Source organism: Alcanivorax sp., from assembly GCF_017794965.1.
Lineage (GTDB): Bacteria > Pseudomonadota > Gammaproteobacteria > Pseudomonadales > Alcanivoracaceae > Alcanivorax.
Genome location: NZ_CP051240.1, coordinates 2,245,615 through 2,272,109, shown reverse-complemented (window position 1 = coordinate 2,272,109; position 26,495 = coordinate 2,245,615). Strand labels below are relative to the sequence as shown.

23 protein-coding genes are annotated in these 26,495 nt (G+C 58.9%); 17 read left to right on the top strand and 6 right to left on the bottom strand.

Going from position 1 to position 26,495, the window contains the following annotated elements; genetic code table 11:
• Positions 1-243: 243 nt before the first annotated feature.
• Positions 244-1,245 carry a quinone-dependent dihydroorotate dehydrogenase gene (locus HF945_RS10040; protein ID WP_290522478.1) on the top strand — a complete coding sequence of 334 codons (1,002 nt, stop codon included), beginning with the start codon at positions 244-246 and terminating at the stop codon, positions 1,243-1,245.
• A 346-nt stretch (positions 1,246-1,591) separates the two neighbouring features.
• Here the strand turns inward: HF945_RS10040 and rmf are convergent, their stop codons facing one another.
• Positions 1,592-1,798, bottom strand: coding sequence for a ribosome modulation factor (gene rmf / locus HF945_RS10035; protein WP_035229665.1), 207 nt, complete (start codon positions 1,796-1,798; stop codon positions 1,592-1,594).
• A gap of 275 nt (positions 1,799-2,073) precedes the next feature.
• Here rmf and rlmKL point away from each other — a divergent pair, with 275 nt between their 5' ends.
• The 3 genes from rlmKL (at position 2,074) to HF945_RS10020 (ending at position 5,077) form a co-directional block, all read left to right on the top strand.
• The gene (gene rlmKL / locus HF945_RS10030) at positions 2,074-4,188 is read left to right on the top strand and encodes a bifunctional 23S rRNA (guanine(2069)-N(7))-methyltransferase RlmK/23S rRNA (guanine(2445)-N(2))-methyltransferase RlmL (RefSeq protein ID WP_290522477.1); all 2,115 of its coding nucleotides are present in this window, start codon (positions 2,074-2,076) and stop codon (positions 4,186-4,188) included.
• Positions 4,185-4,412, top strand: coding sequence for a glutaredoxin family protein (locus HF945_RS10025; RefSeq protein ID WP_290522476.1), 228 nt, complete (start codon positions 4,185-4,187; stop codon positions 4,410-4,412). Before rlmKL ends, HF945_RS10025 begins: the two co-directional genes overlap by 4 nt.
• Before the next feature lie 356 nt (positions 4,413-4,768).
• Positions 4,769-5,077, top strand: coding sequence for a DUF6482 family protein (locus HF945_RS10020; protein WP_290522475.1), 309 nt, complete (start codon positions 4,769-4,771; stop codon positions 5,075-5,077).
• A 366-nt stretch (positions 5,078-5,443) separates the two neighbouring features.
• Here HF945_RS10020 and HF945_RS10015 read toward each other — a convergent pair whose 3' ends face one another.
• The 3 genes from HF945_RS10015 to lexA are packed head-to-tail and all read right to left on the bottom strand — an operon-like array spanning position 5,444 to position 7,278.
• A complete protein-coding gene (locus tag HF945_RS10015) occupies positions 5,444-6,268 on the bottom strand; it encodes a TatD family hydrolase (protein WP_290522474.1) in 825 nt (274 codons plus the stop codon).
• A complete protein-coding gene (locus HF945_RS10010) occupies positions 6,219-6,632 on the bottom strand; it encodes a DUF1499 domain-containing protein (RefSeq protein WP_290522473.1) in 414 nt (137 codons plus the stop codon). Before HF945_RS10010 ends, HF945_RS10015 begins: the two co-directional genes overlap by 50 nt.
• Before the next feature lie 31 nt (positions 6,633-6,663).
• The gene (lexA, locus tag HF945_RS10005) at positions 6,664-7,278 is read right to left on the bottom strand and encodes a transcriptional repressor LexA (protein ID WP_290522472.1); all 615 of its coding nucleotides are present in this window, start codon (positions 7,276-7,278) and stop codon (positions 6,664-6,666) included.
• Between the two features lie 352 nt (positions 7,279-7,630).
• Here lexA and HF945_RS10000 point away from each other — a divergent pair, with 352 nt between their 5' ends.
• Positions 7,631-8,281: a cyclic nucleotide-binding domain-containing protein gene (locus HF945_RS10000; protein ID WP_290522471.1), complete on the top strand. Its 651-nt coding sequence runs from the start codon at positions 7,631-7,633 to the stop codon at positions 8,279-8,281.
• A gap of 172 nt (positions 8,282-8,453) precedes the next feature.
• On the opposite strand, the gene HF945_RS09995 is transcribed toward HF945_RS10000, so the two are convergent.
• Positions 8,454-8,900 (bottom strand): universal stress protein, encoded by a 447-nt coding sequence (locus HF945_RS09995; protein WP_290522470.1) that lies wholly within the window; start codon positions 8,898-8,900, stop codon positions 8,454-8,456.
• A 290-nt stretch (positions 8,901-9,190) separates the two neighbouring features.
• Between HF945_RS09995 and topA the strand changes: the two genes are divergently transcribed.
• The 7 genes from topA to HF945_RS09960 all read left to right on the top strand — a co-directional run bounded on the left by topA (position 9,191) and on the right by HF945_RS09960 (position 18,130).
• A complete protein-coding gene (gene topA, locus HF945_RS09990; protein WP_290522469.1) occupies positions 9,191-11,923 on the top strand; it encodes a type I DNA topoisomerase in 2,733 nt (910 codons plus the stop codon).
• A gap of 177 nt (positions 11,924-12,100) precedes the next feature.
• Entirely contained in the window at positions 12,101-12,631 is a 531-nt protein-coding gene (locus tag HF945_RS09985) for a DUF6586 family protein (protein ID WP_290522468.1), read from the top strand.
• 44 nt (positions 12,632-12,675) lie between these two features.
• The gene (locus HF945_RS09980; RefSeq protein ID WP_290522467.1) at positions 12,676-13,527 is read left to right on the top strand and encodes an alpha/beta fold hydrolase; all 852 of its coding nucleotides are present in this window, start codon (positions 12,676-12,678) and stop codon (positions 13,525-13,527) included.
• Positions 13,528-13,683: 156 nt separating this feature from the next.
• Positions 13,684-14,478, top strand: coding sequence for an outer membrane lipoprotein-sorting protein (locus HF945_RS09975; protein ID WP_290522466.1), 795 nt, complete (start codon positions 13,684-13,686; stop codon positions 14,476-14,478).
• A gap of 3 nt (positions 14,479-14,481) precedes the next feature.
• A complete protein-coding gene (locus tag HF945_RS09970) occupies positions 14,482-15,765 on the top strand; it encodes a hypothetical protein (RefSeq protein ID WP_290522465.1) in 1,284 nt (427 codons plus the stop codon).
• Between the two features lie 643 nt (positions 15,766-16,408).
• Entirely contained in the window at positions 16,409-17,041 is a 633-nt protein-coding gene (locus tag HF945_RS09965; protein WP_290522464.1) for a TetR/AcrR family transcriptional regulator, read from the top strand.
• 183 nt (positions 17,042-17,224) lie between these two features.
• A complete protein-coding gene (locus tag HF945_RS09960; RefSeq protein WP_290522463.1) occupies positions 17,225-18,130 on the top strand; it encodes a PhzF family phenazine biosynthesis protein in 906 nt (301 codons plus the stop codon).
• A gap of 655 nt (positions 18,131-18,785) precedes the next feature.
• Here HF945_RS09960 and HF945_RS09955 read toward each other — a convergent pair.
• A complete protein-coding gene (locus HF945_RS09955) occupies positions 18,786-19,832 on the bottom strand; it encodes a 3-deoxy-7-phosphoheptulonate synthase (protein WP_290522462.1) in 1,047 nt (348 codons plus the stop codon).
• Between the two features lie 885 nt (positions 19,833-20,717).
• On the opposite strand from HF945_RS09955, the gene HF945_RS09950 reads away from it, so the two are divergent.
• The 5 genes from HF945_RS09950 (at position 20,718) to HF945_RS09930 (ending at position 25,891) form a co-directional block, all read left to right on the top strand.
• On the top strand, positions 20,718-21,398 hold the full coding sequence (locus tag HF945_RS09950) for a histidine phosphatase family protein (protein WP_290522461.1): 681 nt from the start codon (positions 20,718-20,720) through the stop codon (positions 21,396-21,398).
• Between the two features lie 129 nt (positions 21,399-21,527).
• Positions 21,528-22,736 carry an acyl-CoA dehydrogenase family protein gene (locus HF945_RS09945; RefSeq protein ID WP_290522460.1) on the top strand — a complete coding sequence of 403 codons (1,209 nt, stop codon included), beginning with the start codon at positions 21,528-21,530 and terminating at the stop codon, positions 22,734-22,736.
• A gap of 93 nt (positions 22,737-22,829) precedes the next feature.
• On the top strand, positions 22,830-23,876 hold the full coding sequence (locus tag HF945_RS09940) for a phosphotransferase family protein (RefSeq protein ID WP_290522459.1): 1,047 nt from the start codon (positions 22,830-22,832) through the stop codon (positions 23,874-23,876).
• A 153-nt stretch (positions 23,877-24,029) separates the two neighbouring features.
• Positions 24,030-24,794 carry an SDR family oxidoreductase gene (locus tag HF945_RS09935; protein ID WP_290522458.1) on the top strand — a complete coding sequence of 255 codons (765 nt, stop codon included), beginning with the start codon at positions 24,030-24,032 and terminating at the stop codon, positions 24,792-24,794.
• 326 nt (positions 24,795-25,120) lie between these two features.
• Positions 25,121-25,891 carry an SDR family NAD(P)-dependent oxidoreductase gene (locus HF945_RS09930; RefSeq protein ID WP_290522457.1) on the top strand — a complete coding sequence of 257 codons (771 nt, stop codon included), beginning with the start codon at positions 25,121-25,123 and terminating at the stop codon, positions 25,889-25,891.
• Positions 25,892-26,495: the final 604 nt, after the last annotated feature.

Here is a 26,495-nt window from a genome sequence, read left to right as displayed (position 1 = left end):
TCCGGCACCTGGCGCTACAACACGTGCTCAATGTCGAGCAGGCGCAGACCCAATACATCGCCTGCAGGCCGGCTCCCACAAAGGACGCGCCACCAGTCCGACCCTGGAAGCGGCGACGCATTTCAGCTTTTGCGTGATGGCTGTTGCGTAAACCGTGCCGCGACTCTTCGTCCGACACAAACCATCGAAGTCACCGGCCCCCTTGGCTATAATGCCGCCAGCTCACTAGTTGCGGATTCCCTCATGTTGTATTCCCTTGCCCGACCCCTGCTTTTTACCCTTTCCGCGGAACAGTCCCATGACCTGACGCTGGCCATGCTTCGCAAGCGGACCGGCAAGCTGTGGCCGGGAGGCCAGGTGTCGGCCCCGGTGAAGGTGATGGGGATCGAGTTTCCCAATGCGGTAGGGTTGGCGGCCGGGCTGGACAAGAACGGCGACTGCATCGATGGTCTGGCTGACCTGGGTTTCGGTTTTATTGAAGTAGGTACCATTACGCCCCGCCCGCAGCCAGGCAATCCGAAACCGCGTCTGTTCCGGCTGCCCAAGGCCAACGCCATTATCAACCGCATGGGGTTTAACAACCTGGGAGTGGATTACCTGGTCAATGCGGTCAAGCACAGTCACTATAAGGGTGTGTTGGGTATCAATATCGGCAAGAACAAGGATACCCCGGTTGAGAATGCGGTGGATGATTACCTGATCTGCCAGCAGAAAGTACATGCCTACGCGACTTATCTGGTGGTCAACGTCTCTTCACCCAATACCCCGGGTCTACGGGAGCTTCAGCATGGCGATGCACTGAATACCCTGCTGGCCACCCTGAGAGAGGCCCAGGACCGTCTGGACGAACAGCACCGGAGAAAGGTCCCCCTGGTGATCAAGATCGCGCCGGACAATAGCGAGGAAGAGCTTCAGGCCATGGCCGAAGCGTTCGTTGCGCATCGCATTGATGGTGTCTGCGTAGGCAACACCACGCTGTCCCGGGAAGGGGTCAAGGGTTTGCCCCACGGCGAGGAACAGGGTGGCCTCAGCGGTGCGCCCCTCACCCCCATCGCCAACCAGGCTCTGGACATCATGAGCAAGGCGCTTAACGGCCGCATACCGATTATCGGGGTAGGTGGCATCAACAGTGCAGAAGATGCCCTGGCCAAGAAAAAACTCGGTGCCGAACTGGTCCAGATCTACAGCGGCCTGATCTACCAGGGCCCCGGCCTGATCAGCAAGATTGCTCGGGCCTGGAAGTAGACGTACGCGCAATTCCCCATTGGCCAGGGAAACCCGAAAAGGGAGCCAGAGGTGTTTAGCTGTTTACAAGGCCGAATTCGCCCAGACAAGCTGGGCTCCTACAGCGGCTTTTCGCTCGTTTCGGGTTTTGTAGGAGCCCAGCTTGCCTGGGCGAACCGTGCGCAGCACGAAATCCTCCCAGGGTGATCAGGGAGCTCCAGGCTCGAAAAGGCCGCTAAACAAGGATCTTCCTCCGGTCGTCTTGCTGCGCCGACTTCCTGCCTGCGCGTATAAATTAAAAAGGGCCCTGGTGGGGCCCTGTGGGTCGGCGCGACGAGCGCGTCGGCTTGGATGAACTTGGGATGAATTAACCGATATTCTTCAGATTCTGAATGCTGGCCACACCCAGCATGCCTTGAGCGAGGTTGGTGCGACCTTCACGCCAGCCACCCATCCAGTTGGTTCGGGCCTGAAGTGAGCCGAAGGGGCAGTCTTCACGGGATTTACCATCAAGGCCAGCGTTGTAGCCTTTGTTGTAGGCGCGGTCGTCTCTGTTTCGTTTTTGTCGCTTCATAGACGCTTATCCTTTCACATACATCGGTACAAAAAAGAAATAACCCCGGGCAATGCGAACAGGCCCGTTGTGTTTTGGACTTCACTTCCGGGGTCGACAAAATCAGTATGGAAAACGGCTAGAGTAGTGTCGAATACCAAGTAGCAATATCAGCGCTGTTCTTTAAGCATATGACGTCTAAAGGACAGTGCCATGACAGTTTGTGTAACTTGCTGAAAATGCTGGAAATTTAAATTTCGTGATTGCACAAAACAGTCACTTATGAGGAAGAGATAATGGAATTTGTTGCCACCAGCATGCCCGGGATTGCTCCCCTGCTGGCCGACGAGCTGAGCGCATTGGGGATAACGGTAACGGAGACGGGCAAGGCTCATGTGGAATTCTCCGGTGGCACCGCCGATGCACTCAGGGTTTGTCTGTGGTCACGCCTTGCCGAGCGGGTATTGTTACCGCTGGCCACACTGGGGGTAACACCGGACATCGCACCGGAGAAGCTGGCGGCCAGCCAGGACTGGCTGTCACTGGTAGGCAACGGTGCACCGATCCACGTGAATGTGGAGCATGGTGCCGGGGTGCGTGGAGACAATCGCATCAGCGCCAAGCGCTTTATCCAGGCACTGCCGCCGCAGTTTGCCATTTCCCGGGATCTGCGGGGGAGTTGCTGTATTCGTGCCCGACTGGATCAGAATGAGGCCCACCTGTGGCTGGACCTGGCCGGTGATCCTTTGCATCGGCGCGGTTACCGGCTGGCCGGTGGCCGGGCACCACTGCGTGAAACCCTGGCTGCCGCCATGTTGTGGGCGGCGGGCTGGCACAAGGCGGATCGCCCCGGCGCCATGCTGGACCCGTTCTGTGGCTCCGGTACCCTGTTGATCGAAGCCGCCTGGATGGCGGCGGGCCGGGCCCCTGGTCAGCAGCGCCGCCACTATGGTTTTCAGCATTGGCGCGGCTGCCGTCGGCAGCTGTGGCAAGCGGCTATGGATGAAGCTGCAGCCAGTGCAGACCGACCGGTACCGGCACTGTCCCTGAAAGGCTTTGATGCGGACCTGAAAGCGATCCAGCTGGCCCAGCAAAATGCTGAGCGAGCAGGGGTACGTAGTGCTATCCACTTTGAACGCCGAGAGCTGGGCGCATTGCGTCCCCGGGATGTGGCAGAAGCGGGGGTGATGGTGACGAACCCGCCCTGGGGCGAGCGTCTGGACGAACAAGACCAGGCTGGCTGGTTGCACCTGGGGCTGGGCCGAATGATGGCCAGACTGGCGCCAGGCTGGCAGGTGATCCTGCTGGGGGCCGACGCCCAGGTCATGGACCGCTCGGGGATGAACCTGGAGAGCCAGTGGCGGCTCAAGAACGGCCCGTTCAACAATTTTATTCGTCTTTATACACCACGCCCGCAGCAACCCGCCCAGGTTGTGCAAGTGGCGGACAGTGTGGCCTTCGATGTGCCTGAGCAGGCCATGCCACTGGTTAACCGGCTGAAGAAGAACGGCAAGCACCTGAGGCGATGGCTGGAGCGGGAAGACATCCAGTGCTACCGCCTCTATGACCGGGATCTACCCGAATTCAATGTGGCGGTGGACATCTACGGGGATCAGGTGCTGGTACAGGAATTCAAGGCCCCCAAGACCGTTGATCCGGAGAAAGCACGTGAACGCCGTGATTTGGCGGTGACAGCGGTGCGCGCAGCATTGGGTGTGCATCGGGAGCAGGTTCACCTGCGTACCCGTGAGCGTCAGAAGGGCAAGCAACAGTATCAGAAACTGGACGGGCAGGGGCATTACCGTCCGGTACGCGAAGGACAGTCACAGCTGTTGGTGAACCTGCAGGACTATCTGGATACGGGCCTGTTTCTGGACCATCGACCGATCCGGTTGCGCATTGCCGAGCAGGCCAGCGGCAAACGCTTCCTCAACCTGTTTGCCTACACCGGCTCGGCCACGGTGCATGCCGCGGTGGGTGGTGCCAAGCGTACCGTCACGGTTGATGCCTCGAAGAAATATCTGGAATGGGCGGCCAGTAATCTGGCCCTGAATGGCTTCTCTACCGACCAGCATGCCCTGGAGCGGGCAGATACCATGCGCTGGCTGGATGAGTGCAAAGAGCAGTTCGACCTGGTGTTTTGCGATCCGCCCACTTTCTCCAACAACAAGTCGCGTAGTGACTTTGTGGTGGAAGAGCATCACGGGGACCTGATTCGCAAGATCATGCGTCGCCTCGAGCCCGGTGGCGTGCTCTATTTCTCCTGTAACTACCGGCGCTTCAAACTGGATGAATCCATCACCAAGTGGTACGACGTGGAAGATCTGACCCGTTGGAGTATTCCGGAGGACTTCCGTCGCAACGACAAGATCCATGTGCTCTATGCCATCCGTCATGTGGAGGAACCATGACCGTTGTGTTGTACACCACCCTCGGTTGTCATCTTTGTGAACAGGCAAAAGAGATGCTGGTGATGGTCAATCCCAATGTGGAGATTGAATCCGTGGATGTTGCCGAAGAAGATGATCTGATTGCGCAGTATGGCGAACGTATCCCGGTGCTGGCCCGCAAGGGCCACGAACTGGCCTGGCCTTTCGGATTACTGGATGTACAGGCGTTTTTGCAGAAAGGTTAGGCGCTGCACGCAACACGCTTAGGCCAAAACCATCCAGGGTCGCACTGGCTCTAGCTACAGGAGCGCCGATTATTCGCTGCGCTCGGTGTCGGCGCGATTCCTGTGCTTTACTTCGCCCGGGCGAAATCGCTGCCCGGTGGGAGATTCAGCTTGCTGAACGAAGCTTCTGGCAACCGCTCCCGAACTGAGGTTGCAGTGATCCCTGTGATGAAAACGTTTTTGAGCCCGGTCTGAAATCGCGCCGCCAGCGACGCTCCTGCGGAAAGTTTGGGCTTTCCCCGAAATCCGCGATGAACCAAAAAAAAGACCACCCTCTCATGACGCAGGATTCACAATCCTGAGGTAATCCTGTCCTCATGAAGACAATCACAGCCAGCAAACTGAAAAAGCGTCAGGCAGAAGAAATCGAGATTACCTCGGCCTGCCTTTCCGTCTGTACCGTGCGGGTGAGACTCGACGGTGAGTGGTTCTGGGTCACTGATCAGAATGGCAAGATTCAGCGCTTTAACGGACCGGAGCACGCCAACAACCAGCTCAGCCACGTCTCCACACCAAAGGCCACCTTGCTTCATCATTCTGCCCATGCAGAAATGGTCGGCCAGCCGGAAGGCGAGGTGATCCCCCCATTGAAAGTGGATTTCCACTGGCGCAGCGATCACGCCTGACAAGGTCAGATCAAAAGCATTCTCACCACAGAGTCCGCAGAGGACAGAGAGAAAAAACTGCGGGTGGCTTCTTGCAGGAGCCTCAGCTTGCAGAGCGAATGTGCCCGTCCAATGCGATAACCTGGATCTGTGCGTAGGGCGGAAACAGGCGAAGGCCTGTCTCCGCCGTGGCGCCAATGGCCTGAGAATTTCCGCTCTGTGGTAAGCGTCGCCAAGACTGGTGTTCGCACCTCACCGAGCGAAGCGAATAACCGGCGCGCCTACCGCGGGTGGAAGTGCGGTCCTGCATGCTTAGGCTTTAGCGTGGAGCCTGTTGCGTGAGGCGTATAGCATTTCCCTTTGTGCTCCCTGTGGTAAAACGCTTCTCTACCGAGCAGCAAACAACGTCCTGGCGTTGGCGCTGGTTAGTGCCGCCACCGCTTCGACGTCCTGGCCGCGCAGCGTCGCGATGCGCTGGCCGATCCACGGCAGGATTGAGGGTTCATTGCGGCGCTTTTTCGGGGGCGGTTCCGGTAAGTCCCGGGGCAGCAGATAGGGGGCGTCAGTTTCAATCAGCAGGCGATTATCCGGGATACTGTGCACCAGCTCCGCAAGCGCCTTGCCGCGACGCTCATCACACACCCAGCCGGTAATGCCGATATGGCAATCCAGATCCAGATAATCGAACAGGGCTGCTTTTGAGCCGGTAAAGCAGTGCACCACGGCACCCACCAGATCATCACGAAAGGCTTTCAGGATTGGCTGGAAGCGCTCGTGGGCATCCCGTTCATGGAGAAACACCGGCAGACCGGCTTCCACCGCCAGTGCCAGCTGGGCCTCAAAGGCGGCTTGTTGATCCGCGCGGGGAGAGAAGTCCCGATTGAAGTCCAGGCCCATTTCACCCGCCGCACGTACAGCAGGGTGCCGGAGCAGGTCGCGGAGTTCTTTCTCCATTTCAGGGGAATAAAAGCGGGCACTGTGGGGGTGCAGGCCTGCGGTGGCAAACAGGTCATCATGCTGTTCTGCCAGAGCGATGGCCGCGCGGGACTCGTCAAGGCTGGTGCCGGTAATGAGTTGCCAGTCAACACCGGCCTGACGGGCCCGGGCGATGACCGCTTCGCGGTCATCATGGAACTGCTTGTCGGTCAGGTTGACGCCGATATCAGCCCACTGGAGGGGCGGATTCGTTGTCGAGTCGTGCGCTTCGGTCATTGGATTGCATCTCTGCCAGCTTCTCGCGCAGGGATTCTACCCGACGACGGTTGGCACCTAAATCCCAGTAACCCACGCGGGACGCGGAGCGGACCTCAACCGTGCCGTTCTCACGCACATAGAAGGTCACGTCGTCAGTGAAGCGCAGCACCATGCTCTTGAACCGGGCGTTAATGCGGGCCGGGCCAACCACGTCGTAGTCCACCCGGGGCAGTGAATCGAGTACGGACTGGACGCGCTGCAGGCTGGTGTCGCGGGTGTCTGATACCTCAAGAGGTGCCACCCAATGGTCCTTGCTGCCACTCAGGCTGGACACGCAGTTGGGCGAATTCGGGCAGGGTGCGAGCAAGTTTTCGTCTGCCATGACATGACTACTCAAAACCAGGATAAAGAAGCTAGTAAGAATTCGGATCACGGATCAACCCCACAAAAATGCCTTCAATCACCAGCTGATCAGCTGGCACCTTGATGGGCTCATAGGCCTCATTTGCAGGCAGCAGGGTAGCACTGGACTTGTTCAGTTTTAATGTCTTAACTGTCACTTCTTCGTCAATTCTTGCCACTACGATTTCGCCGGTTCGGGCAACGTTAGACTTTCTTACTGCAATCAAGTCGCCATCGAATATACCTGCGTCTACCATACTGTCCCCCTGTACCTTCAACAGATAAGTAGGACGTTGCTTGAACAGCCCCTGGGGAACAGGAACGGTACGTTCCACGTTTTCGATGGCTTCAATGGGCACCCCGGCAGCCACCTTGCCCACAATGGGGAGCTCTTCTTCGGACCAGTAGGCGTTGTCCAGCAGCTGGATGCCGCGGGAGCGGTCACTGTGCAGCCGGATAAACCCCTTGCGTTCCAGCGCACGGAGATGGTCTGAGGCGGCATTCTTGGACTGAAAGCCCATGATGTCGGCGATTTCAGCGCGGGTTGGGGCCATGCCGGTGTCGGCGATGCATTCGCGAATACAGTCCAGTACCTGCTGCTGACGATCGGTGAGTTTGCTGCTCATAACCTTCTCCATGTAGACGCAGAGGGCGGCGGGGTGGTGTCCGCCGTGTCAGCCAATGCTGACACCGTTGTACGTTATCAATGATGCTAGCATGGATACTGATAATATGAACAGTGTTATTTGTCCACCCTGTCCATAAGGCCAATGCAGCGCGTTCCGGGTTTTCAGGGGCGCCCATTTGTGCGGCAATCCGCAGAGAAGTAACCCTGGGCAGGGGCTCAATGCGGTTAATGATCCAAATGGGCCATTTCCAGTGGCAAACAGTTAATCTGTTTCCGTGAGACATTGTTCTCACTTCTCCAGCCCAATAACATAAACACTTTCGTGTCCTTCAACGGTTGTGGGGTATCAGATGGAAAGGGCCAATAACAATGATTACGGCCAGGAGCGAGTCAGGCAGTTGTTGTCGGGGGTGCCGTTCTTCAACGAGATCTACCGAGACGATGCGGAGCAGTTCGATTTGCTGGAGCGTAATACCCGCCTCTGGGTAGCCGGTTCCGGCGAGGATGTGATTCGTGCCGGTGACGTGGACTCCACCCTGTATTTCCTGCTGCGGGGGCAGCTGGAAGTGCTCGGTGATGCCGCTTCGGGATCCCCTCTTTATTATGTTTCCCCGGGGGAGGTGTTTGGCACCCTGTCCATGTTGCTGGGCACACCACGCAGCGCCGATATCCGGGTGTCAGACAACTGTCGGGAAGCGGTCATCGCCAGTCTGGACTTCAATGAATTCAGCGAAGAAGACAGCCCCTATACCCTGACAACCCGACTTGCCTTCTATCATATGATTGTCCACCACATCCGCTGGACCCTCGAGGTGAAAAGAATGGCGGCACCGGATCACGAGCTGGTGCAATCCATGCGCAAGTTGCCGGTCTTCCATGGCGAAAAAGGCAGCGCGGAAGAACTGGCAGCCCTGCGGGTCCAGGCCCAGGGCCTGGCGGAACTGTTATGTCGCTGGAACGAGGAAGGGCAGGGGAATACGGGGGCGTTGCAACTGACCTAGAGAGGCAATGGATAGGTAATTAATAGTTAATAATGAATAATTAATAGTTCGCGAAATAGCGAATCCTGGCTTTTAAACGCATGGGGCCGCGCCCGGATTTCGGGCGCGGCCTCATGCGTTTATAAAGACAGAAACATCGCTCGCGACGTTATTAATTATTCATTATTAACTATTAATTACCCTTCTGGTCTACTTTCACTGCCAGCACATCACAATGGGCGCCGGGCACCAGGCCGCGGGCGGTGGAGCCCAGTAACAGGGCCAGGCCGCTGCGGGTGTGGCTGCCCACAGTGATCAGGTCTGCTTCCAGCTTGTCTGCCATGTCCAGAATGGTTTTTTCAATGGAGCCCAGTTCCACGTGCACATTGGCGTCTGGAATCTGGTATTGCGCAGCATAACGTGACGCCATGGCTCGGGCCTGGTCCATCAATCCGGTTTGCAGGTCGGTCACATCCATGGGGACGTCGGCACCATAGGCCAGGGCCAGCGGCTCGATCACATGTATCAGGTGCAGCTCACCTTCATTGCCAGACAGTACCCCGGCAGCCCGGGAAAGCACCTGAACGGACTCATCGCTGCCATCAATGGCAACCAGGATCTTTCGATAGGGTGTAGGCACGATCTTCTCCATGAGCGGCTTTTCCCCTGAGTATAACGTGCTTGCCGGGGCTTTCCAGCGCCGGGAATAAGTCTGGTTGATCCCGATCAATGCCATGCACCATGCGGGTTTCAGGGGTGGTAGAGCGTCCTGGCGTGAGTGTCTGCCGAGCCTTGGGCTTGCCCTGGAGGCGTGCTCTGGTCTAGTACTAAAAAAGGAAGCCAGAGTCATAACCTGCTTGACCCGGCCATACCGGCGCTGTCTAAATAGCGCCCATCGCAAGCCTTAGATCGGATGTTGAGTACCTGAGAATGGGAAAATCGCTAGTCATTGTGGAGTCGCCTGCCAAGGCCAAAACCATCAACCGTTACCTGGGCGATGACTTCATTGTGAAGTCCAGTGTCGGCCACGTGCGGGATCTGCCAGTCAGCGGCGGCTCCAAAAAAAGCACCCCTCAGGAACGGGCCAAGGAAGCCGCCTACACCCGCTCCCTGCCCAAGGAAGAGCGCGAAGCCTATAAAAAGAAGAAGGCCAAAGCCCAGCTGATCAACCGCATGGGCATCGACCCGGAGAAGGGCTGGGATGCGCATTACGAAGTGCTCCCGGGCAAGGACAAGGTGGTGGATGAACTGAAGCGTCTTGCCGAAAAGGCGGACCGGGTTTATCTCGCAACGGATTTGGACCGCGAAGGGGAGGCCATTGCCTGGCACCTGCGGGAAGTGATCGGTGGCGATGATGCACGCTTTGACCGGGTGGTGTTCAACGAAATTACCAAGAAAGCCATTCAGGCGGCCTTCGAAGAGCCGGGCAAGCTGGATCTGCACCGCGTAGAAGCCCAGCAGGCACGACGCTTCCTGGATCGCGTGGTGGGCTTCATGATCTCGCCACTGCTGTGGGAAAAAATTGCCCGCGGCCTGTCTGCCGGCCGGGTACAGTCCGTGGCCGTGGAGCTGGTGGTGGAGCGTGAGCGGGAAATCCGCGCTTTCATCCCGGAAGAGTATTGGGAAATGTACTCCGACACCCACAGTGCCCAAGGCGAAGCCCTGCGAATGCAGGTGGCCAAGCACAACGGTGAGAATTTCCGCCCCAATAACGGCGAGGATGCCAAGGCCCATCGTGAGGCGCTGGAGGCTGCAGGCCAACTGACCATCACCCAGCGTGAACAGCGGCCTACCAAATCCCGTCCGTCTGCACCCTTTATTACCTCCACGCTGCAGCAGGCGGCCAGTACCCGCCTTGGTTTTGGTGTGAAGAAAACCATGATGATGGCGCAACGGCTCTACGAAGCCGGTCACATCACCTATATGCGTACCGACTCCACCAACCTGAGCACCGATGCGGTAGCCGCGTGCCGGGAGTGGATCGGCCAGAACCTGGGCGACAAATACCTGCCGGAAAAACCGCTGTCCTACTCCAGCAAGGAAGGCGCCCAGGAAGCCCACGAAGCGATTCGTCCTTCCGATGTGAATCGTCGTTCCGAGCACTTGAAAGATATGGAACGTGATGCCCAGCGTCTCTACGAGCTGATCCGGCGCCAGTTCATCGCCTGTCAGATGCCCCCGGCGGAGTACTTGAGCAGCACCCTGACGGCCACCGGCAACCATTACGAGCTGAAGGCGAAAGGGCGCATCATGAAATTCGACGGCTGGACCCGCATCCAGCCGCCGGCCTCCCGCAAGGGCCAGGAAGACACCCTGCTGCCTGACGTGAAGGAAGGCGATATCCTCACCATCGATCAGGTGGATGCCGAACAGCACTTCACCAAGCCGCCGGCCCGTTACACGGAAGCCAGCCTGGTGAAGGAACTGGAAAAGCGTGGCATTGGCCGCCCGTCCACCTACGCGGCGATCATTTCCACCATTCAGGATCGTGGCTATGTGCGCCAGGACAACCGTCGCTTCTATGCCGAGAAAATGGGTGACATCGTCACCGATCGGCTGGTGGAGAATTTCCCCCATCTGATGGACTACGGCTTCACCGCCAGCATGGAAGAGACCCTCGATGAAATCGCCGAGGGGGAGCGCAACTGGAAAGACGTGCTGGACGAGTTCTACAAGGATTTCGTTGCCAAGCTGGAAGCCGCCCAGGGTGAAGGATCAGGCAAGCAGGCAATTGGTGGCATGCGAGCCAACCTGCCCACCGACACCGATATAGATTGCCCCACCTGTGGACGCCCCATGCAGATCCGCACCGGCTCCACCGGGGTGTTCCTGGGGTGTTCCGGTTACAGTCTGCCGCCCAAGGAGCGTTGTACCGCTACCCTGAATCTGCTGCCCGGTGAAGAAGCCGTGGATGTGAAAGCGGATGATGAAGAAGCGGAAATCAACGAACTGCGAAACAAGAAGCGTTGCCCGAAATGCGGCACCGCCATGGAAAACTACCTGATCGACGAAAAGCGCAAGCTGCATGTCTGTGGTAACAACCCGGACTGTGACGGCTATGTGGTGGAACAGGGCGAATTCCGTATCAAGGGTTACGACGGTCCGACCCTGGACTGCGAAAAATGTAACCACGAGATGCAGTTGCGCACCGGTCGCTTTGGCAAGTTCTTCAAGTGCACCAATGAGGCCTGTGGCAATACCCGCAAGCTGCTCAAGAGTGGCGAGCCGGCACCGCCGCGCGCCGACCCGATCCCCATGCCGCACCTCAAGTGCGAGAAGTACGACGACGATCACTACCTGCTCCGTGACGGCGCTTCCGGTCTGTTCATGGCGGCCAGCAAGTTCCCGAAGAACCGGGAAACCCGCCCGCCGCTGATCGCGGAAATCCAGAGCGTGGCCGAGCAGCTGGATCCCAAGCACAAGTACCTGGCGGAAGCGCCGGCGAAAGATCCGGACGGCAATCCGGGGGTGCTGCGTTACAGCCGCAAGGCCAAAGAGCAGTACGTGATGAGCGAGATCGACGGCAAGGCCACCGGCTGGATGGCGTTCTACCGCGACGGTAAATGGGTGGAAGAGCAGACCAAGAAGAAGGCCCCCGCCAAGAAAAAAGCCGCCGCGAAGAAGAAGGCCGCTGCCAAGAAGAAAGCGGCAGCGAAGAAGTAAAGACACAAGCTACAAGCTGCAAGCTACAACACGAGGCTCGCGTCTCTTGCTCTGAGGGCGCTGTGCTCCGTGCTGCGAAGACACAGGAGCGCGGGCACGGCCCGATCTCCGCGATGGCCTCCCCCGCGCCTTGCAGCTTGAGGCTTGTAGCTTGCAGCTTCTTTCCAGGATTTTGTTATGTCCCGAATGGTTCGTGAAAACACCGTTAGTGGTCTGCGTGAGCGGATCTATTTTGCCAATGCCATGCTTCGCCAGTTGACCCGGGAGCAGGCCGATGCCTCGCCGACGATTCGTCTGGCGTTGCGCGGGGCAGTGGTCTTTCATCTGTACTCCGCGCTGGTCGGTATGATCCGTCAGTCCGCCAAGACCTATCAGGTGGCAGGGGCTGACAATCTGTTCAGTCTGGCTGCGCTGGAGCAGGCTTTTGCTGATGCGGGGGTGCAGGCGCCAGAGGTGTCGGTGCTTGCCCAGGCCCGACAAGATCGTGCCGATCTGGTCGCCTGGCTGGACACGGAAATGCAGGCGGCGCTGGGTGCTGCAGGATTGGCCCGCCGGCCAACCCCGCCCAGTGAAGCCAATACCCTGAACCTGATGGCGGAAGATCGCTATGCGCCCCTGGCGGATGGGGATCTGGAGCGGCTGGAGCAGGCTACTGCGCGGGTGGGGGAACTCATCGAACACTGCGTCGGCTACCTGGAAGAGTGGTAAACGGCAACTCAGCCGGGCCAGACGACCGCTAGGGACGCTGGTTCTTGAAATTCCCCCTGGCAGACAGAATGCTTGGTCTGCCGGGCATCGCTGCTCCGGAAATTGCCATTGTCGGAGCCCCAATGACCCACCCCTATCGCTGGATGTCTGTACTGCTACTGGTCCTGTCGGGCTGGCTATTGTCCAGTTTGCAGCCGGCGAGGGCAGATCTGCCCCCTGAGTTAATCGGTGGTCAAACCGATTGCGTGGTGGTGCTCCATGGTCTGCGTCGCTCCGCCTGGGCCATGTCCCGTATCGAAGCCTCCCTCAGTGACGTGGGCTACCAGGTCTACAACCCGGATTATCCGTCTACCTCTGCCCCGGTAGAGGTGCTGGCCCAGCAGGAGATCGGTACCGCGCTGGACTGGTGCCGGTCCCGCGGGGCGCCACAGATTCATTTCGTGACCCATTCCATGGGTGGCATCCTGGTGCGCAGTTACCTGCAAGAGCAGGCCATTCCCGAGCTGGGCAGGGTGGTCATGCTGGCCCCTCCGAATCACGGCAGTGAAGTGGTGGACCGTGTCCAGGACTGGTGGCTGTTCCAGAAACTGACCGGTCCGGCGGGCCAGCAGCTGGGGACCGGGCCGCAGGGCATTGCTGCCCGGCTCGACCCGGTGGTGGCGGAAATCGGCGTGATCGCCGGGACGCGCACCGTGGACCCCTGGTTGTCGTGGATGATCCCCGGCGAGGATGATGGCAAGGTGTCCCTGCCCAGCACCCGTCTTGACGAGATGCGGGACTACCTGGAAGTGCCTGCCAGTCATGCCTTCATCATGCGCAAAAAGGCGGTGATCAACCAGGTGCTGCTCTTTCTGCGGCATGGCTATTTCGGCAGCAGTGAAGCAGGTTCGGTCTGACATTTAAGCTGGATCCGTGACATATGTTGACACGGGCAAGGCGTATTTTGGCCCCATTGGCATCGCTGTTTCCGGCGCGGAAGGTATCATGGTAAACACGGTGTTGCGTGCACCATCGTCGCTACAACAATGATTCCTGACCGTATTGAGGTACCCATGACATCTCGTTTGCTCACTGCCGGGCTGGCCCTGGCCATCGCCTTCCCGTTTGCCGCTATCGCCCAGACCCCCGAAGAGAAAGGGCTGGAAATTGCTCGTGAGGCGGATGCCCGCGGAGAAGGATTTGGTGACTTTCAGGCTGACATGAAGATGGTGCTGATCACCCAACGTGGCGACACCGCGGAGCGCGAACTGCGAGTGAAGACCCTGGAAGGGCAGGGTGACGACGAGGGTGACAAGAGCCTGACCATTTTCGATACCCCCCGTGATGTGCGTGGCACAGCCATGCTGACCTTCAGCTACAAGACCAAAGACGATGACCAGTGGTTGTACCTGCCGGCGCTTCGCCGGGTGAAGACCATTGCCTCGCGTAACAAGTCCGGCCCCTTCATGGGCAGCGAATTCAGCTTTGAAGACATGCGTGGTCAGGAAGTGGAAAAGTACACCTACAAGTACCTGCGTGAAGAAGCCTGCGGCAAGCTGACCTGCTACGTCATGGAGCGCTACCCCACCGACAAGCATTCCGGCTATACCAAGATGGTGGTCTGGCTGGACAAGGACGAATACCGCACCTGGAAAGTGGACTACTACGATCGTCGCGGCAGCCTGCTGAAGACCCTGGAATCCAGCGATTTCAGCCAGTACAAAGACAAGTTCTGGCAGCCGGCCAAGATGTCCATGGTCAATCACCAGACCGGCAAGGCCACTGACCTGTTCTGGAGCAACTACCAGTATGACACCGGGCTCAGCGAAGCGGATTTCAACAAGAACAGCCTCAAGCGCGCCCGATAAGCCATGAAAAAAGCACTTTTTACGGCATCGCTGCTGGCGATGCCGCTGGCCTCCATGGGCTGGGAGTTCCGTGGTGAAGTGGCGCTGGAAGCGCGCTACTTCACCCAGGAATCGCCGTATCCCGATGCTGATTATTCCGCTAACGGCTCCGCCTACCTGAAACCGGAAATCTTCCATGAGTGGAATGACCGGGATGACCTCTTTACCTTCATACCTTATGTGCGCGTGGACCAGCACGACAGCGAGCGGACCCATTGGGATATTCGCGAACTGTCGTGGATTCACGTGGGCAACGGTTGGGAATCCCGGGTGGGGATCCGCAAGGTGTTCTGGGGCGTCACTGAAGGGCGCCATCTGGTGGACATCATCAACCAGACCGACCAGGTGGATCAGGTGGACGGTGAGGAAAAGCTGGGCCAGCCCATGATCAACCTGTCGCTGGTGCGGGACTGGGGGATCGTGGACCTGTTTGTGCTTCCCGGGTTCCGGGAGCGCACCTACGCCGGGGAGGAAGGACGCCCCCGTACCCCCCTGCCGGTATCCGATGACGCAGTGTATGAATCTTCCCGAGAAGATGGCCGGGTGGACTTTGCCATTCGTTACCAGCAGTACTTCGACAATGGCATCGAACTGGCCCTGTCGCATTTCTCCGGCACCAGCCGGGACCCGCTGCTGATCCCTCGGAACCTGACCCAGGCAGAGTTGGTCGCATTGGCAACAACCGGGGCGTTACCCGCCGGTTCCGATCCGGAATTCACACCGTTATATAATGTGATTGACCAGACCGGTCTGGAGCTGCAATACCTGCAGAACGGCTGGTTGTGGAAGCTGGAAGGCATCAGCCGCTCCGGACAGGGGGAGCGCTTCAACGCTCTTGACGGGGGCTTTGAATACACCCAGGTGGGGCTGTTTGGCAGTGCCACGGATCTGGGCTGGATTCTTGAATACATCTGGGAAGACCGCGACGACAGCCTGGCCTCACCGCTGGCCAGTGATGTGCTGCTGGCAACCCGTTTCACCTTTAACGATGTGTCGTCCACCGAGATCCTGGCCGGCATCATCTATGACACCGAAGAAGAAGAGAAGGCGATCAGCTTCGAATCCAGCCGGCGTTTTGGCAACAACCTGAAAGCCACCCTGGAAGCGCGTTTCTATACCGATGCGGCGGATCCATTGAGCCCCTCGGCGCTGTACCGTGATGCCATCAGGAACGTGAACACCAACCCGGGCCTGGGCCCGATCAGCCGCTCGGACTTTGTGCAGGCAGAACTGGTGTATTACTTCTGAGTGATGAGTTGAACGTTCAAAGTGTAAAGTTGAAAAGGAAACCGATCCCCTCACCGCAGGGCATCTGTGGGAGCTTGCTTGCACGCGAAGGGTGGGCACCCGGGTGAGGGTATATTCGCTTGCAAGCAAGCTCCCACAAAGGAAAGGACTTCCTGTTTTGCCGGAGCGGCAGTTCCGGTGCGAAAACACGTGCGGAACGCGGTCGCACCCGGAGGGCATAGCAAACGACCGCTCCCTGCAGGTTACCAATGAAACACTGCTGCCCCCCGCTATAGCTGTGGGAGCTTGCTTGCAAGCGAATCTGTTCTGATTCCAGATGCTCCAGAGTCGTATCCCTTTCTGCTCTGTGGGAGCGTGCTTGCACGCGAAGGGGGGGCAAACCTGGGTGAGGGTATATTCGCTTGCAAGCAAGCTCCCACAAAGGAAAAGGACTTCCCGTTTATTGTCGCAGCGGCAGTTCTGGCGCGAAAACAGGTGCGGATCGCGGTCGCATCCGGAGGGCATAGCAAACGGTCGCCCCCTCACCTGTCAGTCGGGCTTTCCTTCACCAAATTGATCCCCCGGGCTAACCATGAAACCTTGACCGATCCCCGCTCCAAACGTATGTTTGAAACGTATGTTTTGAACGCTGGGGGCGGGGGCAATGGCACAGCCAGGAACAGTAGACCGGATTCTGGATACCGCAGAGGTGCTGTTTGCCCAAAAGGGGTTTGCGGAGACCAGCCTGCGGGCGATCACCAGCAAGGCCGGGGTCAACCTGGCGGCGGTGAACTATCATTTCGGTTCCAAGGAAGCCCTGATACAGGCAGTATTCGAACGCTTCCTGTCTCCCTTCTCACAGGCGCTGGATGCCAAGCTCGCGGAAATGGAAGAGAGCGGGGTGCCCGATACGGCAGAAAACCTGCTCTCCCTGATTTCCCGCCTTGCGCTCGGTACTCACCCTGAAGATCCGCAACGGGCCGCCGTGTTCTTCCGACTCTCCGGCCAGGCCTACAGCCAGCCGGTAGGGCACCTTCGGGATTATCTGCAGAAACAGTACGGTGCGGTATTCCGGCGTTTGCAGGAGCACATGCAGCGCGCCCTGCCCAATATGCCTCCCCGGGAATTGTTCTGGCGGGTGCAATTTGGCCTCGGGGCCGCCATCTTTACCCTGTCCGGCATGGAATCCCTGAAAGAAATCAGCCGAAACGATTTCAACATGGACGTGACCGAAGCGGACATCACCCGACGCCTGCTGCCCTTCCTGCTTGGCGGTATCACCGCACCGATGCCGTGATACGCCGGACGCCTGACGCTAAAAAACTCTGAACGCGATGCCCTGCAGGCGAACTGGTGCACAGATTTTGTGTTCTCTTTGTCTGGCGTCATGTATCCGGCGCCAGGCGTTCTTTGCTCCATTGCAATAATCCTCCCGTCGGGCATAGTCGAAGGACGGACAACAATCATGAGGATGGATGATATGTCGCTCGATTATGCCTTGCTGGACGTGTTTGCCGGGGCCCCGTTTCAGGGCACCCAAATTCCTGTGGTTACCCTGGGCAATGAACCCATTGATTCGCGTAGCAAGGCGGCCATCGCCAGCGAGTTCCAGCAGACCGAAACCGTTTTCATCGACCCGTCAGACAGCGGCTGTCCTGCGTCCGTCTATAACGGCCGGGGCCAGCAACTGTTTGGCGCCCACACCATCCTTGCGGCGTCCTATGTGGCCTACGAAATGGGGCTGACCCAGGATGAGGGGGCCTTCGCTTCCTTCCTGCTCAAGCAGAATGACCAGCTGATACAAAGCTTTGTGGACAAGGGGGAAGGCGGCCCGGGAGCCATTCAGTTTGCCCGCGAACTGGCGCCTACCATCGATCACTACACCCCGGAGATCAGCAAGCTGGCGGCAGCGCTGAATACGGATGAAAAACATATCTCTTTCAGCAAGTACAAACCCATGGTGGTCAGCGTGGACAAGCCCACCCTGATCGTGCCATTCACCAAGCCGGAGCATGTTCTGTCGGCCAGCCTGAACACGGGCTATTGGGAGGCCCTGAGTGGGCACGTCTATACCACCGAATTGTTCCTGTTTGCGCCGGGTACCATTACCGGGGAATCCGAATTCCACGGTCGCATCCTTAATCCTGACCTGCCCAGGGATGTGTATCCCCCCATTGGCAATGTCATGCCCGAGTTCATTGCCTACCTGGCAGAACAGAAAGACACCGCCGATGGCACCCATACCTTCTCCGTGGACCGGGGTAGCCCGGACACTCGCAAGAGCCTGTTGCGTGCAGAATTCGACAAGCATGCCGGCAAGGCGCTGCGTTGCCGCATCGGCGGCAAGGTGGTGAAGATGGGCGTGGGTTCGCTGTTGTATTCCTGACCGCAAACGGAGCAAGCCGGTGCTAAATGACCTGACCCTGTATGAGAAGCTCACCGCCTTTGTGTTCTTCCTGCTGCTGATCGCCAGCGTGGCCTTCGTCGTTTATCTGAAAAACCAGCGCGGGAAAGAATAGCTGTGAGCTGTGAGCTGTGAGCTATGAGCTGACAGGTGCGACATGGGCTATCAGGTTCATCGGCGCCATGGTTAAGCACCCGTAGGAGCCTGCCTGCAGGCGATCCGAGCCCAGGCGAGGGAAAATCGTTACGAGTCCCGAGAAGCGAGTTTCGAAAACCAAAAACCTGAAAGCTCATCCTGTTTGGCCTTTCGCAACTCGAAACTCGTTACTCGCTGCTCTGCCGTCCAGCCTCGCTGTCGCACGGATCGCTTGCAGGCATACCCTGAAGGCCACAGAGAGCTCCTGCGGCGATCCAGAAAAAACGTAGGGCGGAAATCGGCGTATGCCGATCTCCGCCATGCCCCTCCCCAAGCCTATTCCACCGTCGGAGATGGGCTGACGCCCATTTCCGACCTACGCTAAATCGCTTACAGGAAAGCTTCCACAAAAGTATATCGTCCACGAAAATGCGCGGGCACGGCGGTTCAAACGACTCCCCACCCATCCCGCGCCTTGTAGCTTGAGGCTTGAAGCTTGTAGCTATACCCCCTCCAGCAACGTACAAGTCTTCTCCCACCCGAGACAGCCATCGGTAATGGACACCCCGTAAGCCAGCTCACCATCCTGCCCCTGGCGACCGTCCTCCAGATGACTCTCCAGCATGATCCCGGCGATGTGCGCCTGACCTTCAGCTCGCTGGGCCAGCAGGTCACGCATCACCGCCGGCTGTTGTAACGGATTCTTGCCGCTGTTGGCGTGGCTGCAATCCACGATCAAACGCGGGTTCTGGCCACGTTGCTGCAGTTCTGCCACGGCAATGGCAACACTGCTGGCATCGTAGTTGGGTCCATCATGCCCGCCACGCAGGACCAGATGGGTATCCGGGTTACCGGCGGTCTGCAGGAGTGCGGCGCGACCGTCATCATCCACACCCAGGTGGCTGTGCGGGTGAGAGGCCGATCCCATGGCATCGCAGGCCACCCCGATGCTGCCATCCGTGCCGTTCTTGAAGCCCACCGGCAGGGGCAGGCCACTCACCATTTCCCGGTGAATCTGGGACTCGGTGGTGCGTGCGCCAATGGCGGCCCAGCTGAGTAGATCACCCAGGTAGTCCGCGGCCATGGGATGCAACAGCTCGGTGGCCAGAGGCAGACCGAGTTTCGCCAGATCCAGCAGCAGATGACGGGACACGTTCAGGCCGGTGGCCATGTCGTGGCTGCCGTCCAGGTGGGGATCGTAGAGCATGCCTTTCCAACCTACCGTGGTGCGCGGCTTCTCCACGTACGCCCGCATCACGATGAAGGCCCGGTCTGACAACGTATCGGCAAGCGCGGCGAGTTTGTGGCCGTACTCCAGCGCCGACTTGGGGTCATGGAGTGAACAGGGCCCGGTGATGATCAGCAGACGCGGGTCTTCACCATTGAGGATGTCGCGAATGGTCTGGCGGTGACTGGCAATTTGTGAAGCCAGTGCCGCATCCACTGGCAGACGCTCGCGCAGCACGGCAGGGGAAGGCAGTGCCAGACTGCGGCGGCTGGGATCCACCGAAGGTGGGGTGTCGGCGGTAGCATTATGAAGCTGTTGCATGGTCTGTCCTTTGATCTCTGTGTTCGTTGTCATCGTCGTAATCGGTTCTGGGGCTGCGGCCAGTGACGAAATCGCAGTGGCAGTGTGGTCGGTTGATATCGATACATGCTGTGTCTCCGTCGTTGCGTTGCCGTGTTTTCAGTAGTTTGCGGACAATAAAAAACCCCGGGCGGGATACCGACCGGGGTTTTCGAAGGTTTCGGCAGGCGTCCCGTAGCGGGCGCGCCTGGGAAAGGTCAGGCGCGCGAGCGGCTAAACCAATACCCAAAATAGAAAGCGACGGACACAGCAATACGCTCCGCCGGAAGGGCGGTCACGAGCTGTTGGGATGAGGCTATCGCTTTCATTGCATGAATTCCTTTAAACAATGGACAAAGCCTAACCAGCCCCCGCTACCACTGCAAGCGAAAATCTCCCTTGCCAGGATAGGGGGCGGCTATGGGAGGGGAGCTGCAAGCCATAAGCCTCAAGCTACAAGGCGCGGGATGGGTGGCCAGAACCGGAGATGCCGTGCCCGCGTAACCACTCACTATGTGGGAGCGTGCCTGCACGCGAAATCCTTGTATCCAGCCCATTCGCTTGCAAGCAAGCTCCCACAAGCGCCCCATGGTCACAGAGGTGGCGGAGATGCCCTAAGGCATTTCCGCCCTACGATAACCAACCCGCTACCGCCGACCAGGTTTCCCCTTTCCACTTTCAACTCAATCCCGCGGGCACGGCGCATCCGGACCTGATACCCCTTTTCGCGCCTTGTAGCTTGAGGCTTGCAGCTTGTAGCTATCTTCATGCATGAGACTTATTGGTCAGGATTCAAAATATCAATTTCACTAACAGTGCGGGCTGATCTAGTCTGGGCCATCAATGACACCCGCTGAGGAGAAGCGCATGGCCCAGTTCTACCTTGTCCGCCACGGACAAGCGTCTTTCGGCAGTGACAATTACGACCAGCTGTCCCCGTTGGGGCACCAGCAGGCCCGCTGGCTGGGCGAGTACTTTGCCGAACGGGACATGCAATTTGATGGCCTGATCACCGGGGATCTGGTGCGCCATCAGGAAACCGGCGCCGGGATCTGCGACGGCCTGGGCGTGCAGCTGCCCGGCGAGATTCACACCGGCCTCAACGAATTCGACTTCCATTCCCTCGTGCATGCCTGGCAGGCCCAGCACCCCGAAGACAAGGCAAAGGAAGACAGCGCCCACGCATCGGCCTTTTACCGGGCCCTGAAATCGGCCATGAAAGCCTGGCGCCATGGTGAGCTGGAAGGGGAGTTGCCGGAAACCTGGGAAAACTTCTCCGACCGTGTGGCCGCCGCCCGTGACCATATCCAGCAGACCTACAGTGACAAGGAAAAAGTGGTGATCGTCAGCTCCGGCGGCGCCATGGGCATGTTCATGAAGCATGCACTCAATACTGCTGACGATACCGTGGTCGAACTCAACCTGCAGATCCGCAATACCAGCGTGGTACACGGGTTCTTCAACCGCAAGGTGGTGCGCGTGGCCAGCTTCAACAATGTACCGCATCTGGACCGGGCGGACCGGTTCGACGCGATTACCTATTTCTGAATTGATGCCGGACGCCTGACGCCCGACGCCGGACGTAGAAACCGCAAGATCAATACGCAGCAAGCAAAGCGGCAACTAGACCGCCACGGCTGACATCGCAACAGACAACGAGAGACCAGGGAGAGCGACATGGACTTTCAATACACCGACAAGATGAAGGATCTGGTGCAACAGGTCCGTAGTTTCATCAACACCGAAATCCGCCCGGCGGAAGCCCGTTTCCGTGAAGAGCTGGCCGCCAACCCGTGGGAAACCCCACTGGTAATGGACGAGCTCAAGGCCAAGGCGAAAGATAAGGGTCTCTGGAACCTGTTCCTGCCGAAAGAGTATGGCGATTACAGTGCAGGTCTGAGCAATCTGGAATATGCGCCGTTGGCTGAGGAAATGGGTCGCAGCCTGATTGCCTCCGAGGTGTTTAACTGCGCCGCGCCGGATACTGGCAACATGGAAGTGCTGGCCAGGTATGGTAACGAGCAGCAAAAGACGCAGTGGCTGGAGCCGCTGCTGGACGGCTCCATCCGCAGTGCCTTTGCCATGACCGAGCCGGAGGTGGCGTCCTCCGATGCCACCAATATCGAGACCCGCATCGAGCGTGATGGTGACGACTACGTCATCAACGGCCGCAAGTTCTACATCAGCGGCGCCATGCGCAAGAGCTGCGAGATCCTTATCGTCATGGGCAAGACCGACGCGGACAACCCCAACCGCTATGTGCAGCAGTCCCAGGTGCTGGTGCCCACCAACACCCCGGGGGTCAAGATCCTGCGGCCCATGAAGGTGTTTGGCTATGACGATGCCCCGGAAGGCCACGCGGAAGTGATCTTCGAGAATGTCAGGGTGCCGAAGGAAAACATCATCCTCGGCGAAGGCCGCGGCTTCGAGATTGCCCAGGGGCGCCTGGGCCCGGGCCGGATTCATCACTGCATGCGCCTGATCGGTGCCGCCCAGGAGGCGTTCGAGCTCATGGCGAAGCGGGTCAACGAGCGGGAAGTGTTCGGTCAGCCCATGAGTAAACAGGGTTCCGTGCGCGAAGATCTGGCCAGATCCTGGTGCGAAATCGAGCAGGCACGCCTGCTTACGCTGAAGGCGGCGGACCTGATGGATCGCGAAGGTAACAAAGTCGCCAAGGATTTGATCGCAATGATCAAGGTGGTTGCGCCCAATATGGCGTTAAATGTCATCGACCGGGCGATTCAGGTCCATGGTGCGGTGGGTGTCAGTCAGGACACCCCGTTGGCCCACTTCTTCAGCTATGCCCGCAGCCTGCGGCTGGCAGATGGGCCGGATCAGGTGCACATGATGCAGCTGGGCCGCACCCTGGCCAAACAATTCGCCTGAACCGATCGTGTCCGGCGTCGCTGCTCTCTTAAAAAGGGAGGGCGGCGCCGTGACGAGCCATTTGCGCAGCAGACAGAACAACAGGAGAGCTCCATGTCCCAGGTGGATACACTGGATACCGTAAAACTGGCCGAGTACCTCGAACAGCAGATCCCTGGCTTCAAGGGCCCCATCGAAGCTGACAAGTTTGAGGGTGGCCAGTCCAACCCCACCTTCAAGATCACGACGCCCTCCGGAGCCTACGTGCTGCGTCGTCAACCGCCGGGTGAGCTGCTCCAGTCGGCCCACGCCGTAGATCGCGAATACCGCGTCATGGCCGCCCTCAAGAACACCGACGTGCCGGTGCCCAACGTGCTGCACCTGTGCGAAGACCGTGACGTGATTGGCTCCATGTTCTACGTGATGGAATTCTGTGAAGGCCGCATCTTCTGGGGCGCTGCACTCCCCGAGATGGGCGAAGGTGAAGAGGGCAATGCCCTGCGAGCGGCCATGTACGACGAAATGAACCGGGTGCTGGCGGCCATGCACAGCCTGGATCTGGAAGCGGTGGGCCTGAGCGATTACGGCAAGCCGGGCAACTACTTCGAGCGCCAGCTGGGTCGCTGGACCAAGCAGTATGCGGCTTCCAAGCTGAAAGACATTCCGGCCATGGACGAGCTGATGGCGTGGCTGGAAAAGCACAAGCCGGAAGACGATGGGCAGGTGGCCCTGGCCCACGGTGATTTCCGTCTCGACAACATGATGTGGCACCCCACCGAGCCCAAGGTGATCGCGGTATTGGACTGGGAACTGTCCACCCTCGGTCACCCGCTGGCGGATCTGGCCTATCAGTGTATGGGCATGCGCATGCCCCAGGGCGATGCCAAGATGGCCGGCCTGCGCGGTGTGGACCGCAAGGCACTGGGCATCCCCACCGAGCAGGAATACGTGGAGATGTACTGCAAGCGCCGTGGCATCGACAAGATTGAGCACTGGGAATTCTACCTGTGCTTCAGCTTCTTCCGTCTGGCCGCCATCTGTCAGGGCGTCGCCAAGCGCGCCGAAGACGGCAACGCCTCCAGCAAGGAAGCCGCCACCGTCGGTGCCCTGGTAGAACCCCTGGCCAATATGGCCGTGGAGATTATTCATAACGGGGCGTAAGCCCCCGCAACACGCACCATGCATCAGGCAACACGCCAGAATCCAAAACACAAAAAAGACGCGCGGGCAGGGCGTTGCCGATTGGCAACCCCGTCTGACGCGTTGTTGCCTGTTGCGTGAAGCGTGCCGCGTTTTTGATAGGGAGAGTAAGTGATGAGTACCAAGCTGTTTGATCTGACGGGCAAGATTGCCCTGGTCACCGGTGCCAGCCGTGGTATCGGTGAAGAAATCGCGCGTTTGCTGGCCGAGCAGGGCGCCCATGTGATCGTGTCCAGCCGCAAGCAGGATGATTGCCAGGCGGTGGCCGATGCCATCAAGGCGGACGGCGGCAGTGCCGAAGGGTTTGCCTGCCACATCGGCGAGATGGCGCAAGTGGATGCGATCTTCGCTCACATCCGCGAGAGCCACGGCAAGCTGGATATCCTGGTCAACAACGCCGCGGCCAACCCGTACTTCGGGCATATCCTCGACACCCCGGTGGATGCCTTCGACAAGACCGTGGACGTGAACCTGCGCGGTTACTTCTACATGTCAGTGAATGGCGCCAAACTGATGCGCGAACATGGCGGCGGCGCCATCGTGAATACCGCCTCCATCAACGGCCTGCACCCGGGTGACATGCAGGGCATCTATTCCATCTCCAAGGCGGCGGTCATCAGCATGACCAAATCCTTTGCCCAGGAATGCGCCCAGTTCAACATCCGCGTGAACGCCTTGCTGCCCGGTCTCACCAAGACCAAGTTCGCCGGCGCCCTGTTCAGCAACGATGACATCTACAAGCATGCCATCGCCCAGATCCCCATGCGTCGCCACGCCGAGCCCAAAGAAATGGCCGGCACCGTGCTGTACCTGGTCTCTGATGCGTCCAGCTACGTCACCGGCGAATGCGTGGTGGTCGACGGCGGTTTCACGATCTAGATTTAGCTACGAGCTACGAGCTACGAGCTACGAGCTACGAGCGCAGAAGCAACGAAGCCGCTGTAGGAACGTAGCGCAGCGGAGTAACGCACGCAGTGCGGCCCGCAGGGTGAGCGGAGCGAATAACCTGCCTGCAGGCGATCCGAGCCTAAGCGAGGTAAGGATTCCAGGAACGCAGGATGGGCTTCCGGCACCTGTACCACCCCCATCCGCACCTCAAGTGGTGCTCCTACAGCGGCTTCGTAGTTAATCTTTCTTGTATAGCAGGATTTTACTCGCAGCTAGAAGCTCATAGCTCGCAGCTGTTCGACGAAGGAGAACACCCCATGGATCCCATTCTCGATTTCACCGGCAAGAGCGTCATCATCACCGGCGCCGCCAGTGGCTTCGGCAAACTGCTGGCCGAAGAGTTGGGCAAGCGTGGCGCCAGCCTGGTGCTGGGTGATATCAATACCGATGCCCTCGATGCCGTCGCCGATACACTGGCCGGGCAGGGCGTGAAAGTGGCCGCAGTGAAATGTGACGTGGCCAGCGAAGCCGACTGCAAGGCCATGGTGGACACCGCCCTGGCCCAGTTCGGCCATCTTGATATGGCGGTGAACAACGCCGGTATCGCCCACGCCTTTGTGCCGTTCGATCAGCTCACCGATGAGATCCTCGATCAGCAGATCAACATCAACGTGAAAGGCGTGATGTACGGGATGAAGCACCAGATCGCGGCCATGAAGGAAAACGGCGGCGCCATCGTCAACGTCAGCTCCATGGCAGGGCTGGGGGGCGCTCCCAAGATTGGCGCCTACTCGGCGGCCAAACACGCGGTGATCGGCATGACCAAAACCGCGGCAGTGGAATACGCGCGTCGTAATATTCGCGTCAATGCGGTATGCCCGTTCTACTCCCACACCCCCATGGTGGACGAGGGGGAACTATCCGAGAACAAGGAAACCGTCCACGCCATGCTGGCCTCCGGCAGCCCCATGAAGCGCCTCGGTCAGCCGGAAGAAATCGTCACCGTCATGCTCATGCTGCTGTCCCCGGCCAACAGCTACATGACAGGCCAGAGCCTGGCCGTGGACGGCGGGGTGTCGGCGTTTTAGACGTGACGCCTGAGGTTGGATGCCGGAAGCCTGATGCAAGAACCGTAAACCCTTCGCCCCTCAAGAGGAGTTCTTACAGCGGCAATAGAGGCTATGTGCGAGCTTGCCTGCAAGGGATGCGGTCATCGCCATCAGCTGCCTCATGCATGACTGGGACTGTAGGAGCGGTGGTTCCACCGCGAATTTGAGGGCATCGCGGTCGAACGACCGCTCCTGCGGAGAGGGTAATTGTTGTGGGGGGAGAAGCTCTGCAGCAATAGCCATACTCAGACGGTTGGCACCCACAGCCTCACCCAGTGGCCCTCCCCGTAGGAGCGTGCCTGCACGCGATCTTTTCTCCAGCAGGCTGGCTCCTTGTCCTGGGCTCCCACAAGCGCTTCGGCAAAACGTAGGTCGGAAATGGGCGTAGCCCATCTCCGACCGGGCGTGGGCGTTCATGGCGGAGATCGGCATTCGCCGATTTCCGCCCTACGGTTTTATCGCGATAGGGCGCGGGGTTTTGTGGGAGCTTGCCTGCAAGCGATCCGAGCGACAGCGAGGCAGGGGAGGGAGAAGCGAGAGACGCGTTTCGAGTGGCGAAAGGCAAAACAGAATGGGGTCTTCG